At 63.2% G+C, this 15,805-nt stretch carries 13 protein-coding genes and 2 tRNA genes; 8 read left to right on the top strand and 7 right to left on the bottom strand.

The genetic code is table 11. From position 1 onward, the window contains the following. Window positions 1-49: 49 nt before the first annotated feature. The gene (locus LCF60_RS15650) at window positions 50-1,204 is read right to left on the bottom strand and encodes an aminotransferase class I/II-fold pyridoxal phosphate-dependent enzyme (protein WP_292293050.1); all 1,155 of its coding nucleotides are present in this window, start codon (window positions 1,202-1,204) and stop codon (window positions 50-52) included. Window positions 1,205-1,260: 56 nt separating this feature from the next. On the opposite strand from LCF60_RS15650, the gene LCF60_RS15645 reads away from it, so the two are divergent. Both LCF60_RS15645 and LCF60_RS15640 read left to right on the top strand, forming a co-directional pair. After that, window positions 1,261-2,598: a M48 family metalloprotease gene (locus LCF60_RS15645; RefSeq protein ID WP_292293015.1), complete on the top strand. Its 1,338-nt coding sequence runs from the start codon at window positions 1,261-1,263 to the stop codon at window positions 2,596-2,598. 21 nt (window positions 2,599-2,619) lie between these two features. Further along, complete coding sequence (locus tag LCF60_RS15640) at window positions 2,620-3,378, top strand: DsbA family protein (RefSeq protein ID WP_292293013.1); 759 nt, start codon at window positions 2,620-2,622, stop codon at window positions 3,376-3,378. Window positions 3,379-3,496: 118 nt separating this feature from the next. Here LCF60_RS15640 and ispG read toward each other — a convergent pair whose 3' ends face one another. The 3 genes from ispG to hemA all read right to left on the bottom strand — a co-directional run bounded on the left by ispG (window position 3,497) and on the right by hemA (window position 7,690). Further along, window positions 3,497-4,624 (bottom strand): flavodoxin-dependent (E)-4-hydroxy-3-methylbut-2-enyl-diphosphate synthase, encoded by a 1,128-nt coding sequence (gene ispG, locus LCF60_RS15635; protein ID WP_292293011.1) that lies wholly within the window; start codon window positions 4,622-4,624, stop codon window positions 3,497-3,499. Between the two features lie 109 nt (window positions 4,625-4,733). Next, the gene (locus tag LCF60_RS15630) at window positions 4,734-6,302 is read right to left on the bottom strand and encodes a helix-turn-helix domain-containing protein (RefSeq protein WP_363318421.1); all 1,569 of its coding nucleotides are present in this window, start codon (window positions 6,300-6,302) and stop codon (window positions 4,734-4,736) included. A 164-nt stretch (window positions 6,303-6,466) separates the two neighbouring features. After that, on the bottom strand, window positions 6,467-7,690 hold the full coding sequence (gene hemA, locus LCF60_RS15625; protein WP_292293008.1) for a 5-aminolevulinate synthase: 1,224 nt from the start codon (window positions 7,688-7,690) through the stop codon (window positions 6,467-6,469). A gap of 297 nt (window positions 7,691-7,987) precedes the next feature. Here hemA and LCF60_RS15620 point away from each other — a divergent pair, with 297 nt between their 5' ends. The 3 genes from LCF60_RS15620 to LCF60_RS15610 all read left to right on the top strand — a co-directional run bounded on the left by LCF60_RS15620 (window position 7,988) and on the right by LCF60_RS15610 (window position 10,905). Next, window positions 7,988-9,364, top strand: a complete 1,377-nt coding sequence (locus LCF60_RS15620) for a dipeptidase (RefSeq protein WP_292293007.1) — start codon at window positions 7,988-7,990, stop codon at window positions 9,362-9,364. 114 nt (window positions 9,365-9,478) lie between these two features. Next, entirely contained in the window at window positions 9,479-10,048 is a 570-nt protein-coding gene (locus LCF60_RS15615) for a hypothetical protein (RefSeq protein WP_292293006.1), read from the top strand. Next, entirely contained in the window at window positions 10,045-10,905 is an 861-nt protein-coding gene (locus LCF60_RS15610; protein ID WP_292293005.1) for an alpha/beta hydrolase, read from the top strand. The genes LCF60_RS15615 and LCF60_RS15610 overlap by 4 nt, the downstream gene beginning before the upstream one ends. A 25-nt stretch (window positions 10,906-10,930) precedes the next feature. Here the strand turns inward: LCF60_RS15610 and LCF60_RS15605 are convergent. Then, window positions 10,931-11,007 (bottom strand) — tRNA-Asp (locus tag LCF60_RS15605). A gap of 29 nt (window positions 11,008-11,036) precedes the next feature. Further along, window positions 11,037-11,113: transfer RNA gene (locus LCF60_RS15600), tRNA-Asp, on the bottom strand. A gap of 479 nt (window positions 11,114-11,592) precedes the next feature. Here LCF60_RS15600 and LCF60_RS15595 point away from each other — a divergent pair. Then, window positions 11,593-12,363 (top strand): LytTR family DNA-binding domain-containing protein, encoded by a 771-nt coding sequence (locus LCF60_RS15595; RefSeq protein ID WP_292293003.1) that lies wholly within the window; start codon window positions 11,593-11,595, stop codon window positions 12,361-12,363. Window positions 12,364-12,637: 274 nt separating this feature from the next. Here LCF60_RS15595 and LCF60_RS15590 read toward each other — a convergent pair whose 3' ends face one another. Next, the gene (locus LCF60_RS15590) at window positions 12,638-13,540 is read right to left on the bottom strand and encodes a LysR family transcriptional regulator (RefSeq protein ID WP_292293002.1); all 903 of its coding nucleotides are present in this window, start codon (window positions 13,538-13,540) and stop codon (window positions 12,638-12,640) included. Between the two features lie 182 nt (window positions 13,541-13,722). On the opposite strand from LCF60_RS15590, the gene LCF60_RS15585 reads away from it, so the two are divergent. Both LCF60_RS15585 and LCF60_RS15580 read left to right on the top strand, forming a co-directional pair. Continuing rightward, entirely contained in the window at window positions 13,723-15,273 is a 1,551-nt protein-coding gene (locus tag LCF60_RS15585) for an ABC transporter substrate-binding protein (RefSeq protein ID WP_292292999.1), read from the top strand. A 3-nt stretch (window positions 15,274-15,276) separates the two neighbouring features. Beyond that, window positions 15,277-15,805, top strand: a 529-nt coding sequence (locus LCF60_RS15580; protein ID WP_292292998.1) for an ABC transporter permease, incomplete at its 3' end; no start/stop codon positions are given.

The following is a 15,805-nucleotide window of genomic DNA, read 5'->3' as shown; positions in this document are numbered from 1 at the left end:
CCGATGGGACAGCCTGAAGGGCAGCCCGCGCATGCCCGTCGCGCATGCCTCAGTCGATGTGGCCCCTCTCGCGCATGAATCGCTGCAGGCGATCAAGCCCTTCGGCAATGTCCGCGGTCGCCCGCGCATAGGAGAACCGCAAGGTGCCCCCGCCACGCAGAGGATCGAAATCCAGCCCCGGCGTCACCGCCACCCCGGCCTCGTCGAGGATGGCACGGGCGAAGGCGCGGCTGTCATCGGTCAGGTGCGAGACGTCGGCGTAGACGTAGAACGCCCCGTCGGGCGGCGCGATCCGGTCGAACCCGGCTTTCGGCAGCCCGTCGATCATCAGGCGACGGTTTTCGCGGTAGACATCCATGTTCGCCTCGAGCTCGTCGCCTGCATCCATCGCCGCCAGCGCCGCCACCTGTGCTGCATGCGGCGCGCAGATGAACAGGTTCTGCGCCAGCCGTTCGACCTGCCGCACGTTGCCCGGCGGCAGGACAAGCCAGCCGACACGCCAGCCGGTCATGCTGAAATACTTGGAAAAGGAATTGATCACGCAGACATCGTCGCTGATCTGAAGCGCGCTGACGGCTTTGTGCTCGTACTCGATCCCGTGGTAGATCTCGTCCGACAGGAACGCCGCGCCCCGCTCCTGCGCCGCGCCGATCAGCGCGCCAAGCGCCTCCCTGCCCAGCATCGTGCCGGTGGGGTTGGCGGGCGAGGCCACCATCATGCCCTGATAGTCCAGCCCCTCGAGGTCAGACGGCTCCATCTGGAAACGCGCCTCGGCCCGGGTCTGGACCTCGAGAGGCAGCAGATCGAGCGATTTCATGATCTGGCGATAGGACGGATAGCCCGGCGCGCCGAGCGCGATCCGGTCGCCCGCATCGAACAGCGCGGTGAACGCAAGGATGAAACCGCCGGAGGATCCGGGTGTGACCACCACGCGCGCCGGGTCGAGATCGACATTGTACCAGTCGCCGTAAAGCCGCGCGATGCGCTGGCGCAGCGCGGGCAGGCCCAACGCGACGGTATATCCCAGCGCATCCGCGCTCATCGCGCTTTGCAGAGCGCTTCGCGCCAGGGCCGGCGCCGGCGTGCCCGGCTGGCCCACTTCCATGTGGATGACGTGACGACCCGCGTCTTCGGCCTGCCGCGCGGCCTCCATCACGTCCATCACGATAAAGGGATCGACCGCCCCCCGGCTTGAGTTCCGCATCATTCTCTTCCTACAGTGTCGGCAGCAGACCTAGGGGCGAAGACAGGGCAACGTCAATGTATCACGCAACGCTGCACCTCTTGCGGGTGACCGGACTGGCCTTGTGCCTGGGCGCGCTGATCGCCACCGCCCCTGCGCGCGCCGCGACCCTGCTGCGCGATGCCGATATCGAACACGCGCTCAAGCAACTGGGCGCGCCGGTTCTGCGGGCCGCGGGACTCGGCCCCAACCAGGTGCGCATCCTGTTGATCGACGACAGCAGCCTGAACGCCTTCATTGTCGACACGCAGCATATCTTCATCCATTCCGGTCTCCTGACCAAGCTGGACACCGCCGCGCAGCTTCAGGCGGTGATCGCCCACGAGGCCGCACATATCGCCAACGGTCACATCTCGCGCCGGCTGGGCAACATGCAGACCGCGCGCACCGCTGCCGGGCTGGGCATGGCCCTGGCCGCCGCCGCGGCGGTGTCAGGCGGCGGGCGCGCCGCCATCGGGCTGGGCATCGGGCTGCAATCCTCGGCGCTGCGCAACCTTCTGGCGCATACACGTGCCGAGGAATCCTCGGCCGATATCAGTTCGATTCGCTATCTTGTCCGCGCGGGCATCGACCCGCAGGGAGCGATCGAGGTCCAGGATCTGTTCCGCGGCCAGGAGGCCCTGTCGGAAAGCCGTCAGGATCCCTACATGCGGTCACACCCCCTGACCCGGGACCGGCTGCGCGCGCTCAAGGGTCTTGTCGCAGGAGCGTCGGCCCAAACCCCGCCGGACCCGGCGGCGAACTACTGGTTCGCCCGAGCCAAGGGCAAGCTCACCGCCTTTACCCGCGCGCCGGGCTGGACGCTGCGCCGCGCAGATGACAGCGGCAGCGCGGATATCGCGCAGATGCGCAAGGCCGTTGCCTATCACCGGCAAAGCGATCTGGGTCGGGCACTCAGCCAGATCGACGCCGCCATCACGACGCGCCCTAACGATCCCTTCCTGCGCGAACTCAAGGGCCAGATCCTGCTGGAATCGCGCCGCGCCGCCGATGCGGTCAAGGTCTATTCCACAGCCGCCCGGCTGGCGCCGCGCGAACCGCTGATCCTGGGCGGGCTGGGCCGTGCCTACCTTGCCGTCGACAACCCGCAAGAGGCCCTGCGCACGCTCGAAGCAGCGCGGGGCCGCGATTTCGGCGATACCCGCATCCTGCGCGACCTGGCAGTGGCCTATGCCAAGACCGGCCAGAACGCGATGGCATCGCTTGTCACCGCCGAACGCTATGCCCTGCAGGGCCGCCTTTCAGACGCCGCGATCCACGCCAAGCGGGCCGAAGGTGCCCTGCCGCGCGGATCCGGCCCGTGGCAACGCGCGCAGGATGTGTTAAGTGCCGCTCAACGCGCCGACCGGCGCTAAGCCTGATCCTTGGAGAACCCCATGTTGAAAACCCGTCTTGCCTCGTCCTTCCTCGCCCTCGTTCTGGCCTCCGGCGTTTCGGCCGCCGACCTTGATCTGTCCGACATGTCGGACGCCGACCGCGCCGCCTTCGGGGAACAGGTCCGGGCCTACCTGCTGGAAAACCCGCAGGTCATCATGGAAGCCGTGCAGGTCCTGGAAGACCGGCAGGCCGCCGAACAGGCGCAAGGCGACGTCGCCCTGATCGAGAACAACGCCGAGGCGATCTTCAATGACGGCTATTCCTGGGTTGGCGGCAATCCCGAAGGGGACGTGACCATCGTGGAGTTCTTCGACTATCGCTGCGGCTTCTGCCGCCGGGCGCACCCGGAAGTCGCCGAACTGCTCGAACTGGATGGCAACATTCGCTACGTTGCCAAGGAATTGCCGATCCTAGGCGAAAACTCGGTGATCTCGTCGCGGTTCGCCCTTGCCGTGCGCGAAGTGGCCGGGGACGAGGCTTACAAGGCGGCAAAGGAAGCGCTGATCGTGCTGAACGGCGATCTGGACGACACCGTTCTGCAGCGCCTGGCCAACACGCTTGGCCTTGATGCGGATGCGGTGATCGCCGCGATGGACAGCCCGGACGTCACCGAACAGCTGGCAAACACCCGCGCTCTGGCGCAGGCGCTTCAGATCAACGGCACGCCGTCCTTCGTGATGGGCGATCAGCTGATCCGGGGATATGTGCCGCTTGAGGCCATGCAGGAAATCGTCGCCGACGCCCGTCAAGAACGCTGACCGGCCCGGGATATGCGTGCAAGGCGGTTTGAACCGCCTTGTGTGACGCGGTTTGCAAACCGCGTGTCAAGCGCGTGCGAACGCGCTTGGACCAAGCCGCTTCGAAGCGGCTTGCCCCCTACTCCGCCGCTTCCTGCCCATTGACCGCCTCGAGCTCGGCCGCCTTCTTTTCGACCTCTTCGACGATGTGTTCGACCATCTGCTCGTTCGACATCTTGTGGCTTTGCTTGCCCGCAAGATAGACCATCCCCGACCCGTTGCCGCCGCCGGTGAAACCGACATCGGTCATCAACGCCTCGCCGGGGCCGTTCACCACGCACCCGATGATCGACAGGCTCATCGGCGTCTTGATGTGCTCGAGCCGCTTTTCCAAAGTCTCGACGGTCTTGATCACGTCGAAGCCCTGACGCGCGCAGCTCGGGCAGGAGATGATGTTCACGCCGCGATGCCGCAGGCCCAGGGATTTCAGGATCTCGTAGCCGACCTTCACCTCTTCCACCGGATCGGCGGACAAGGACACACGAATCGTGTCGCCAATGCCCATCCACAGCAGGTTGCCCAGACCGATGGCCGACTTGATCGTTCCGGAGACAAGCCCGCCCGCCTCGGTGATGCCCAGATGGATCGGCGCGTCTGTCGCATCGGCCAATTGCTGGTATGCGGCTGCGGCCATGAACACGTCCGAGGCCTTGCAGCTGATCTTGAACTCGTGGAAATCATTGTCCTGCAGGATCTTGATGTGATCCAGACCGGACTCGACCATCGCATCGGGACATGGCTCTCCATACTTGTCCAGCAGGTGCTTTTCCAGAGACCCGGCATTCACGCCGATGCGGATCGAACAATTGTGGTCGCGCGCCGCCTTGATGACTTCCCTGACCCGCGCCTCGGAGCCGATATTTCCGGGGTTGATCCGCAGACAGGCCGCGCCCGCCTCGGCCGCTTCGATGCCGCGCTTGTAGTGAAAATGGATGTCCGCCACGATCGGCACCGGGCTTTCGCGGACGATCTGCTTCAATGCCTTGGAGCTGTCCTCGTCGGGGATCGAGATCCGGACGATATCGGCGCCCGCATCCGCCGCGGCCTGCACCTGTGCGATGGTCGCTTTCACGTCCGGTGTCAGCGTGTTGGTCATGGTCTGGACGGTGATCGGCGCGTCGCCCCCCACCGGCACATTGCCCACCATGATCTGGCGCGATTTCCGGCGGTAGATGTTGCGCCACGGGCGAATGTGATTGAGGCTCATGCAGCCCTCCTTCGGCGAAGCGTGTCCAGCAGACTCTACAGTTTCCTGATAGCTATAGCTAGGCCCGCAGACGGGGTGCTTCAAGCGTGAATCCTGATGGCTGCGATGCCTAGTCGGTGACCAGCGGGGTATCGAGCTCAGCCACGACCCGGGCCAGATCGCTGTCCGCTTCGATCGAGGCGACCGAGTAGGTTTGCGCCAGCGCATCAACCGACAAGGCAACATTCGACGTGACGGATCCGCGCGGACCGGCCGGTCCATAGGTCTGCCCGTTCATTGCAAAGTAGATGGCTCCGGATTCGCCCACCCGCAATGTCGGCGCCTCTTCGGTCGCGGGCACCTGGTAGGTGTCGCCCGCGTTCATGATCGTCTCGAAGATCACGCTGCCATCCGCCGCCCGCACCCGGATCCAGGCCGGTCGCACGGCCACGAGGGTCACACCCGGAGCACTGTCTTCGAGGATTTTCGGCTGGCCGATCGTCGGCTGGGTGCTGTCCGTTCCCAACTGCGCCAGCACGCGCGACAGGTCTCCGTCACTTCGCAGATCGGCCGGTTCAAGCGCGGCGGCCAGTGTCGGGCCGTCCAGGAGCAGGTCGGATGTCACCGTGCCTGACGGGCCCACCGGGCCCACGGTCTGGCCGTTGACGGCGACATACACCGCGCCGCTTTCACCGACATTCAACGATGCATCGGTTTCCGTGGCGGGCACCGTCCAGGTGTCGCCGGCGGCCATGACGGTTTCGAACAGGATGGTCCTGTCGGCGCTTCGCACCCGCACCCAGGCCGGACGCGCCGCGATCAGCGTCACGCCGTTTTCGGGCAGCGCACCGCTTGTCCCGACCCGCGACGCGGTCAGGCTTTCGGCCGGTTCGAGATCCACCGAGGGCAGAGCCTGCCGGGATGCCTGTGCAAAGGCACCGACGCTGTTGGGATCAAGCGTCGAGATCGGCGCATCGCGCGCAACCAGCACCGGCACGTCCAGCGCCTGCGGACGGTAGAGCCGGTCGAAGGAATCCATGCTGGTGGGCGGGGTGAACACGCCCGCCCCGCTGCCTGTCGCATCGGCCACGGTCTCGGTCGGCTCTGCCGCGTCGTCCCGCGGGGCGATGGCGGGCTGCAACGGGTCAAGGTCTGACAGAACGACCGGCGTCTGGTCCACCGGCGCAAGCTGAACGCGCTGCACCTCTTGCAGGACCGAATATCCGCCATAGCCCAGACCGCCCAGAAGCAGGACCAGCACGAGGGTCGATCCGATGGCCCCCGGTTCGATCCGGGACAGGAACGAGTCGCTGCTGGGAGCGAAGGGCAACGCCGGGTGCGAGAACGGGTCGCGCGCCGCAGCCGGAGCGATGGGCAGTTCGGCTTTCTTGCGTGACGAGGCCGCGTCAGACATGCCATGCGCGGTTTCGAACCCGCTTTCGGCGCAGAAGACGGAATAGGTGTCATCCGGGTCCATGCCCAGATACCGCGCGTAGGATCGCACATACCCGGCGATGAAACCGGGTGTGTCGAAGGCGGTGGGATCGCAGTTTTCGATGGCCGCGATGTAGCTGGCCTTGATGCGCAGTTCGCGCTGCACGTCCAAAAGCGATTTTCCAAGGGTGGCGCGTTCCCCTCGCATGACATCCCCGAGCCTGAGTTCGAAATCATCGAAACCACGCGGTTTGGGTTCAGTCACATCCTGCGATGGTTTTGGGGTTTTTCGCCCAATCATACTCGCTGCCCCTTGCCGTTCTTATCGGATACACGCTGCCTGACCCGCGCGTTCCCGATGAGTCGAGTCGCGCATGTTATTGAGCATACTCTAGCACACGACAAGGTTTATAGCACTGATTCCGTGGCTTAAGCGCTAAGTTCGGCGCGATTCAGCGCACAATGCGCCCAAAGTTCATCCATGGCCTGCACCAGCGTATCAATCTCTCTGGGTCCGTGCACCGGCGACGGCGTAAAGCGCAGCCGCTCTGTTCCGCGCGGAACGGTCGGGAAATTGATCGGCTGAACGTAGATGCCGAACCGGTCGAGCATCATGTCGGACAGCTTTTTGGTGTGAACCGGATCGCCGACGATCACCGGAATGATGTGGCTGCCATGGTCGATGATCGGCAGCCCCAGGCCTTTCAGCCGCATCTTGAGGATACGCGCCTGAAGCTGGTGCTGGTCGCGCAGGCCCTGGTCGGTCTTGAGATGCGCCACCGAGGCCGCCGCGCCGGCCGCGACAGCTGGCGGCAGCGACGTGGTGAAGATGAAGCCCGGCGCATAGGACCGGATCGCGTCACACATCTTGGCCGAGGCCGCGATATAGCCGCCCATCACGCCATAGGCCTTGGCCAGTGTGCCGTTGATGATGTCGATGCGGTCCATCAGACCGTCCCGCTCGGCCACGCCGGCGCCACGGGGGCCGTACATGCCCACCGCGTGCACTTCGTCGATATAGGTCAGCGCGTCGAACTCGTCCGCGAGATCGCAGATCGCCTCGATCGGGCCGAAATCCCCGTCCATCGAATAGATCGATTCGAAGGCGATCAGCTTCGGCGCGTCGGGATCGTCGGCGGCCAGCAGCTCGCGCAGGTGATCCATGTCGTTGTGACGGAAAATCCGCTTGGCCCCGCCATTGCGCCGCACACCTTCGATCATCGACGCGTGGTTGAGCGCGTCGGAATAGATGATCAGGCCCGGGAACAGTTTCGGCAGCGTGGACAGGGTCGCATCATTGGCGATGTAGGCGGAGGTGAACAGCAGCGCCGCCTCTTTCTGGTGCAGATCCGCCAGCTCTGATTCGAGCCGCTTGTGATAGACGGTCGTGCCGGAGATGTTGCGTGTGCCGCCCGATCCTGCGCCGGTCGCATCCAGCGCCTCGTGCATCGCCGCCAGAACTGCCGGATGCTGACCCATGCCTAGGTAATCGTTGCCGCACCACACGGTGATGTTCTGCTCGGACCCGTCGGGCTTGCGCCATACCGCGTGCGGGAATTGCCCGTTCTGACGCTCGATATCGATAAAGGTCCGGTACCGTCCCTCTTCGTGCAAACGGTTGAGGGCTTGGTCGAGTTTGGCTGAATAGCTCACCGGCATCTCCTTCAGTCTGCGATCTTCGAGGGCCGGTTTCGTCGCCCCGGGTCGCATTCACGTTTTAGAATGGATATAGATCGCATCCCCGCATGACAATGTTTCTAGGGAATGACCAACCGTCGCAGCCTTGATCTGGGTCAAGTCCGCGGTGGCAATCGCATCAACCGGACGAAAAACTGCATTTCGCGCGCATCATTCTTGCCGCAGGACCGATGCAACGCGGTCTGGACAGTGGGATTGCCGGTGATACGGTCGCCGCAAATCCGAAAAAAGACCCGCAACAGGAGCAATCCCATGTCCGTAGATCCCGTACTTAAGCGCATTGATTCCAATCTGCAGGACAGCCTTGACCGGCTGATGGATTTCTTGCGGATTCCGTCGATTTCCACCGATCCCGCCTACAAGGCAGATTGTGACGCTGCGGCGGACTGGCTGGTGGCCGACCTGACCTCTCTTGGCGCAACCGCGTCCAAGCGCGCAACGCCCGGGCATCCGATGGTGGTGGGACATCTCGACGGGCCGGGTCCGCATCTTCTGTTTTACGGCCACTACGATGTGCAGCCGGTTGATCCGCTCGCGTTGTGGGACAATGACCCGTTCGACCCCAAGGTGGAAGACACGCCAGAGGGACGCGTGATCCGAGGTCGCGGCGCCTCGGACGACAAGGGACAGCTGATGACCTTTGTCGAAGCCTGCCGCGCCTGGATCGCGGAACATGGCAGCCTGCCCTGCAAGATCACCTTCTTCTTCGAGGGCGAAGAGGAATCAGGTTCACCGTCCCTGATCCCGTTCCTCAAGGACAACGCGGAAGAGCTCAGGGCCGACATCGCGCTGATCTGCGACACCACGCTTTACGACAGCCGGGTGCCCGCGATCACCACCATGCTGCGCGGGATGCTGAAGGAAGAGATCACCATAACCGGCCCCAGCCGCGATCTGCATTCCGGCATGTATGGCGGCGCCGCAATGAATCCGATCCGCGTGCTGACCCGGATCATCGCCGCCCTGCACGATGACGAAGGGCGCGTGACGGTGCCCGGCTTTTACGACGGTGTGCACGAGATCCCCGACGAGATGCGCGCGCAATGGGACATGCTTGGCTTTGACCACACCGCGTTCCTCAAGGATGTCGGCCTGTCCGAGCTGGCGGGCGAGGCCGGACGCAGCGCGCTGGAAATGCTCTGGGCGCGGCCGACCTGCGAGGTGAACGGAATTGGCGGCGGATACCAGGGCGCGGGCTTCAAGACGGTCCTGCCGTCGCAGGCCCACGCCAAGATCAGTTTCCGTCTTGTCGGCGACCAGGACCCGCACGCCATCGACCAGAGCTTCCGCGAGATGGTGCAGGCGATGCTGCCGCCCGATTGCGACATCAGTTTCAACAGCGACGGCGCGGCCCCGGCCTCGGTCATGTCGATCGACAACCCGATGTTCGAAACCGCCCGCAAGGCCCTGAGCGATGAATGGCCGGATGAGGCGGCCTTTATCGGCTCGGGCGGGTCGATCCCGGTCGCCGGCTATTTCCAGTCGCTTCTCGAAACCGAATCGATGCTGATCGGCTTCGGCAAGGATGACGATCAGATCCACAGCCCGAACGAGAAATACGACGTCGAGAGTTTCCACAAGGGCGCGCGCAGCTGGGCGCGTATCCTGGATGCTCTCAGCAAGGAGTGACGGCGGAAACGGGAAGCTGACGCAGGCGCGCCTCCTAAACTTGGCGGGAATTACCGCAGAAGGGACGCAACAGGTTCCCATTCTGGTCACAATTCCTAGCGAATGGTTAATCCCATGAGACATGTATTGAAAAAGCAGGATCGCAACGATTTCGAAAGCCGCATCAAGCGGCTGGACCCTGCGTTTGCCGCCATGCCCAAAAGCGCCAAGGAATTCCGTCAGCCGTGGGAGATGGAGAAATCCAGGCGCCTGAAAAAGACGGACAAGCCGATCGTGATGTTGGGGGTCGGTTTTGCCCTTGCCGTGACGGCGCTCTTTGCCGCCAACAACCCGGAAACGGTTCAGGACCTGTTGATCCGGTCCGGTTGGCCTGGTCCGTTCCTGGGGCATGCGATGAACGGCATTTCGATTCTGATCATCGGCCTGATCATTTTCTACATCGCCAACATGCTGCGCATCGTGAACCCGCGCGCCACCGGACGCCGCAACGCGGTCGGGCTGGTCGTCGGCGCGGCGGTGGCCCTTGGTGTCAGTGCCCTGGATGAAAGCCACATCCAGGCGGGCTACCAGATGGCCGGCCTTGACGGTCCTGTCGACATCGTCGCCTTTGCGCAGGAAAAAGGCAATCGGATCGCAGAGATTGACTGGGCCGGTGCGGTGATGGTTTCCTCCTCGCCGAAATGATCGACACGAGAAGCTTTACGACACATACGCAAGTGATCGCATACGAGGTGGCCGGAAACGGACCGCCTCTTTTGCTGTTGCATGGTTTTCCGCAAACCCGCGCGATGTGGCGGCCCTTGATCCCGGCGCTTGCGCAGGCCTTCACGATCGTCGCCGCCGATCTGCGCGGATACGGCGAAAGCAGCAAACCCGTGGACATGGCCGACATGAGTTTTCGCCACATGGCGCAGGACATGGTGTTGCTCATGGAGTCCCTGGGTCACTCCCGGTTTCATGTCGCCGGGCACGACCGTGGCGCGCGCACCGCGCATCGCATGGCGCTGGATCACCCGGAGGCCGTTCACAGCCTGTGCGTGATGGACATCGTTCCGACCGAGCATCTTTTGACGCGGATGACCACCGACATCGCCAAGGCCTATTACCATTGGCTGTTCCTTGCCCAGCCCGCGCCGTTTCCCGAGACCATGATCGGGCATGACCCGGATGCCTTTTTCGAACGCTGCCTGCTGGGATTCGGCAAAGCCTCGCTGGAGGATTTCGACCCGGAACTTCTTGCCGATTACCGCGCTGCCTGGCGCGATCCCGATTGCATCCGCGCCATGTGCCACGACTACCGCGCCGCGATCGAGATCGACTGGGTTCACGACACCCAGGACCTGCCGCGCAAGGTCACCTGCCCGTCGCTTGTGCTGTATGGCAAGGACGGCGCGATGGCCAAACTGCTGGATGTGCCCGCGACGTGGCAGGACAGGCTTGTGTCGATGGAGCATGCCGCGATCGACGGCGGGCACTTCTTTCCGGACCAATCGCCGAAAGCCACGACCGACGCAGTGCTTTCGTTTCTCTCGGCGCTGTAAAGAGCGTCATCCGGAAGGGTGAAAATGGCGCGGTTGACGGGGCTCGAACCCGCGACCCCCGGCGTGACAGGCCGGTACTCTAACCAACTGAGCTACAACCGCGCATTTCACGCTGATCCGTTTGGCAGTGGTGGCGCGGTTGACGGGGCTCGAACCCGCGACCCCCGGCGTGACAGGCCGGTACTCTAACCAACTGAGCTACAACCGCTCACTGCCGCCCGCATCTGGGCGTGTCGCGGGTTCTATGGTCAGCGCCCTGCCCCGTCAAGCGCTTTCACGCGCTTTTCCCAAGCAAAATTTGCACCGGTCAGATGCGCCGTTTTGCAGGCCCGGCACAGAGCGTCAGCCGCAAGGTTTGTCCGGCAAATTTCGGCTTGGCTTTGATCACAGATCACCGGTTCAGCCCCGACCCGTGGCAGCAGCCCTTTCCGGCCGTCCGTGCAAATCCCGGGGCAGAACGAACAAACAAACGCCCCGGCGCCGCCGGTCTATCTGCGCAAGACCGCCAATCGCATCGTGCCCAAATTGTCATGTGTCTGCGACCGTTTCACCAAAGAGAAAACGGAGATTGCCCCGCCCGCAGGAAGGAAATTAATGTCTTGTTCAACAGTGTATGAGAATCAACGCCTTGTAGTGGAAAGACTTTTTAAAACTGAAATTCGCTTCTGGGACTTGCTCGGTGGGAAAATGGCGTTTGACACCGCGCTGTTCACCCATGTCCTGTTCCACAAGCGGACAATGGTGTTCATGGCGCTTTGCGTGGTGACCTTCTTCGCCGCCGATCCGTCGGGGGCCCGCAGCTATGTGCCCATGTGGTTCAGCGTCATCATCTGGCCCATCGCCCTGGTCCTCTACCTGTGCCTCTATCACGCCGTACTGCTCGGTGCCGCTGCGCTCGTCCGGTCGCTACCCAGGCTTCGGATCCCATCACCCCTGCTGAGCCTGATCGCGCTCTGCCCCACGGTCGCGCTCTGCGAGACGGCGGCCGATATTGCAAGCAACGGAAACTATCCGCAGGATGTCCTGTCGCAGCTGAATTTCTATTTCCTGGCGGTTCAGGGCCTGGAAACCGTGTTCTTCAAATTCATCATGCCCGGCGTCCGGGCCGAGATCAAAACCGCCACCGTGGCGCGTCACCTGGTTGTAGGCGGAGAAAAGATCGACCTGCGCGATCTGCACCACATCGAGGCGCGCGAACATCATGTGCATCTGACCCTGACCGACACGCGCAAGCTCTTCCGGGCGCGGCTCAGCGATCTTGTCGCGCAGACACAGCCCGAGGATGGAATACAGCCACACCGGTCCTGGTGGGTCGCCCGGGACCAGGTGGTAACACCGGAACGCAGCAACGGACGCATGACATTGCGCCTGCGCGACGACACGGTTGTTCCCGTCGCCCGTACCCGCCTGGGCGATGTACAGGACTGGATCTCACGCCACCTCGACCAACCGATGTGACCGCCGATTTATGGTTTCCGCTCAAGGGAATAGTGGGTCATGCGAGACTCGAAAACTGTGTTTGCTATATTCATCAACCTGCCGTTCCCTTGGCCGATCAAGTGATGGCTGCGGACGATTGGTTCCTGCCGGATACCTGAAGCGAAACAGTGCGGCGGCGCAGCATTGCGTCGGGTGGTTGAAAAGGTCGACAAGACGGAACGCAGCCGCGTGCTTCATCCAGTTTGCTGGGCATTTTCCAATGACGCCGCAGGGCCTGCGGCTTAGCGCAGCCTCACGCGCCTGACATTTCCGCAAGCGCCAGCGCGACCTGGTCTGCGAACCGCGATGTGGCAACGGAGAGGACGCGCCCCCGCATCTGGCCAAGGAGCAGGTTTCCCGGGGGCATGTCACGTACCGAGATTGGCCGGAAAACCATCCCGGTATCTCGTTCGGCCGATAGACCGATCGGAATCTGGAAGCCGACTGCGCGCTCATGCATCACGTAGTAGCGGATCAACTCGAAAGACTCTGTCTCCACTACCGGCGTCACCGTCCGCCCGACCCGCTTGGCCGCCATGTCGAGCAGACCGCGCACGCCGTACTTGTGCGCAGGCGCGATATGCGGATGATCGAGACAGTCGCGCAGCCGCAGTTCGGGCTGCTGGGCAAGCGGATGATCCCGTGCAAACAGCGCGCAAACCGGCTGTGGGATAGCGTGCAGGACCTGGAAATCGACCAGCACGCGGGGTTCGAACACCAGCGCAAGGTCGCTTCTGAAACTGACCAGTTCCGCTTCGGCCTGTTCACGGTCACGCACGTTGACGGCAAAGGTCACGCCCGGATGCGCATTGCGGTAGGCCGCGATCTGTTCCGGCAGGAAGAAGGGCAAGAGTGCCTGCGAACAGGCGATCGTGACATGGCCCCTTCGCACCCCCGTCAGATCGGCAACCTGGCTTTTCACGCGCGCCAGGTCCGAGCGTTGCGCGCGGTAGTGCTGCAACACCAGCTCTCCGGCCGGGTTGAGACGCACGCCCCGCGGCAGCCGTTCGAAGATCTGCGACCCGAACTCGCGCTCGAACCGCGCCAGGCGTCGGTTCAAGGCCGAGGCGGTGATGTTCGAATCTTCCGCCGCCTTGCGGATGGATCCGGCGCGCGCGATTGCCTCGATAAGGCGGAACGTGTCCAAGTGTTGCATCACGCGCTTTCCTTAGTGGTGCATTGAATGCACCGGATCGGTGAAATCATAGCATTTTTCGAACTGCCTGTAACCTGCCATGCTGCACGGCAGAACAATGACCGACGCCAAGGGGGCTGCCACCAATGCACACCGATCGAAGAAATTTCCTCGCAACGACCGCCGCATTCGGCGGCGCGGCAATGACACCTTTCGCCTGGGCCACCAAGGCAGAGGCACAGGGCCTCGAGACGATGGTCGTGGCCTCGGGCCAGACGATCAACAGTCTGGACCTGCACCGAACGGGCACGAACCGCGCCAGCTACCAGGTCGCGATCAACTGCTATGACCGGCTTGTCGGCTTCGGGTCGCGGCAATTGCCAACTGGCGAGATGTCGTATGATTACGACACCATCGTGCCCGAACTCGCCGAAAGCTGGACAATTTCCGACGATGGCCTGGTCTTCACCTTCACGCTAAAATCCGACGCCACCTTCACCGATGGCAGCCCCGTGACAGCGGCGGATGTGAAATGGTCCTTCGACCGCGCGGTCTCGGTGGGCGGGTTTCCGTCCACTCAAATGCGCGCCGGTGGGTTCTTCCGCCCCGACCAGTTCGAGGCGGTGGACGACCGGACCTTCGTGCTGCGACTGGACTACCCGTCCATGCTGTCGCTGCCGAATTTGGCCGTACCTGTGCCTTTCATCATCAACTCAAAGGTGGCCATCGACAATGCGACCGAAGCCGACCCATGGGCCACGGACTACCTGCACACCACCACCGCTGGATCGGGTGCCTATACCGTCACGCGCTGGGACCAAGGACAGCAGATCGTCTATGACCGCAACGATGCCTGGACCGGCGGTCCGCTGCCCGAGATCCGGCGCGTCATCATGCGCGAGGTGCCGAACAATTCGACCCGCCGCGCACTGATCGAACGGGGCGACGTGCAGGTCTCGTTCGACATCCCAGACCGCGATGCGTCTGAACTGGTGGGGACGGTCGACGTTTTCTCGACGCCGATCGAGAACTGCATCCACTGCGCCTGCCTCAACACCAAGTTCGAGCCGTTCCAGGACCCCGATGTGCGCAAGGCCATCGCCCATGCGATCCCCTACGAGGCGATCTTCCAATCCGCCGCCTACGGGCGCGGTGCGCCGATGTGGGGCGGCCCGACCGAGATCACCGACACCGCCTGGCCCCGCCCGTTCCCCTACGCCACCGACATGGACAAGGCGCGCGAGCACCTTGAGGCGTCCAGCTTTGCGAGCGGCTTCCCGGTGCAGATGTCGATCAGCCTCGATCTGGCAAGCTGGATGGAGCCGACAGCCCTGCTGATCCAGGAAAGCCTTGGTCAGCTTGGCATCACCACCAGTGTCGAACGTATCCCCGGCGCCAACTGGCGAACCGTGGCGCTGGTCGACAAGTCGCTTGATTTCCATCTGGAAAACTTCGGTGGATGGCTGAACACGCCTGATTACTACTTCTTCTGGGCCTATCAGAAGGACCGGCTGTTCAATTCGTCCAACTACGACAATGAAGAGGTTCACGCCCTGACCGAACAGACGCTGCACATGTCGATGGACGACCCCGAATGGGCACCTCTGGTTAAGAAGATGTTCCAGATCGTGATCGACGACCTGCCACGCATCCCTCTCTATCAGCCGGCGCTGAACGTCGCGGTCAATGGCGCGTCGGGCTACGAGTTCTGGTTTCACCGCCAGCTTGACCCGCGCCGCATGGCGGGGGTCTGAGCCATGGCCGGGCGGACGAGCGCGATCGGGATGCGGCTGGCACAGACCGTGCCGGTGATCATCGGGGTGATCGTGATCAGCTTCATCTTGACCCGCGCCCTGCCCGGCGATCCGGCCGTCTATTTCGCGGGTGCCATGGCGGATGCCGAATCCATCCAGCAGGTGCGCGAGGCGCTTGGCCTCGACAAACCGCTGGTGACGCAGTTCTTCCTCTATGTCGGCGATCTTGCACAAGGCGACCTAGGCCGGTCGATCAGCACAGGGCAACCGGTGCTGACCGATCTTGCCGCGCGCCTGCCTGCCTCGCTCGAACTGACGCTGTCGGCGCTGGTGTTGTCCTGCCTCATCGCCATTCCCTTGGGTGTTCTGGCCGCGGTGCGGCAAGGCTCGTGGGTCGATCACCTGTGTCGTGTTCTGGTGACGGCGGGCGTATCCCTGCCCACATTCTTCACCGGCATCCTTCTGGTCTATGTCTTCTACTACCTGCTGGGCTGGGCACCCTCACCACTGGGGCGGCTGGATTTCATCTATT

It is taken from the genome of Marivita sp., from assembly GCF_020055635.1.
In the GTDB taxonomy this organism is placed as follows: Bacteria; Pseudomonadota; Alphaproteobacteria; order Rhodobacterales; family Rhodobacteraceae; genus Marivita.
This window is presented reverse-complemented; position numbering and strand designations above follow the sequence as displayed.

Coding starts and splice junctions, on each gene's coding strand:
- ispG (WP_292293011.1), bottom strand. CDS start 4,624: ATGAGCCTCAATCACATTCGCCCGTGGCGCAACATCTACCGCCGGAAA.
- LCF60_RS15595 (WP_292293003.1), top strand. CDS start 11,593: ATGGCGTTTGACACCGCGCTGTTCACCCATGTCCTGTTCCACAAGCGG.
- LCF60_RS15645 (WP_292293015.1), top strand. CDS start 1,261: ATGTATCACGCAACGCTGCACCTCTTGCGGGTGACCGGACTGGCCTTG.
- LCF60_RS15615 (WP_292293006.1), top strand. CDS start 9,479: ATGAGACATGTATTGAAAAAGCAGGATCGCAACGATTTCGAAAGCCGC.
- LCF60_RS15620 (WP_292293007.1), top strand. CDS start 7,988: ATGTCCGTAGATCCCGTACTTAAGCGCATTGATTCCAATCTGCAGGAC.
- LCF60_RS15610 (WP_292293005.1), top strand. CDS start 10,045: ATGATCGACACGAGAAGCTTTACGACACATACGCAAGTGATCGCATAC.
- LCF60_RS15640 (WP_292293013.1), top strand. CDS start 2,620: ATGTTGAAAACCCGTCTTGCCTCGTCCTTCCTCGCCCTCGTTCTGGCC.
- LCF60_RS15650 (WP_292293050.1), bottom strand. CDS start 1,204: ATGCGGAACTCAAGCCGGGGGGCGGTCGATCCCTTTATCGTGATGGAC.
- LCF60_RS15590 (WP_292293002.1), bottom strand. CDS start 13,540: ATGCAACACTTGGACACGTTCCGCCTTATCGAGGCAATCGCGCGCGCC.
- LCF60_RS15585 (WP_292292999.1), top strand. CDS start 13,723: ATGACACCTTTCGCCTGGGCCACCAAGGCAGAGGCACAGGGCCTCGAG.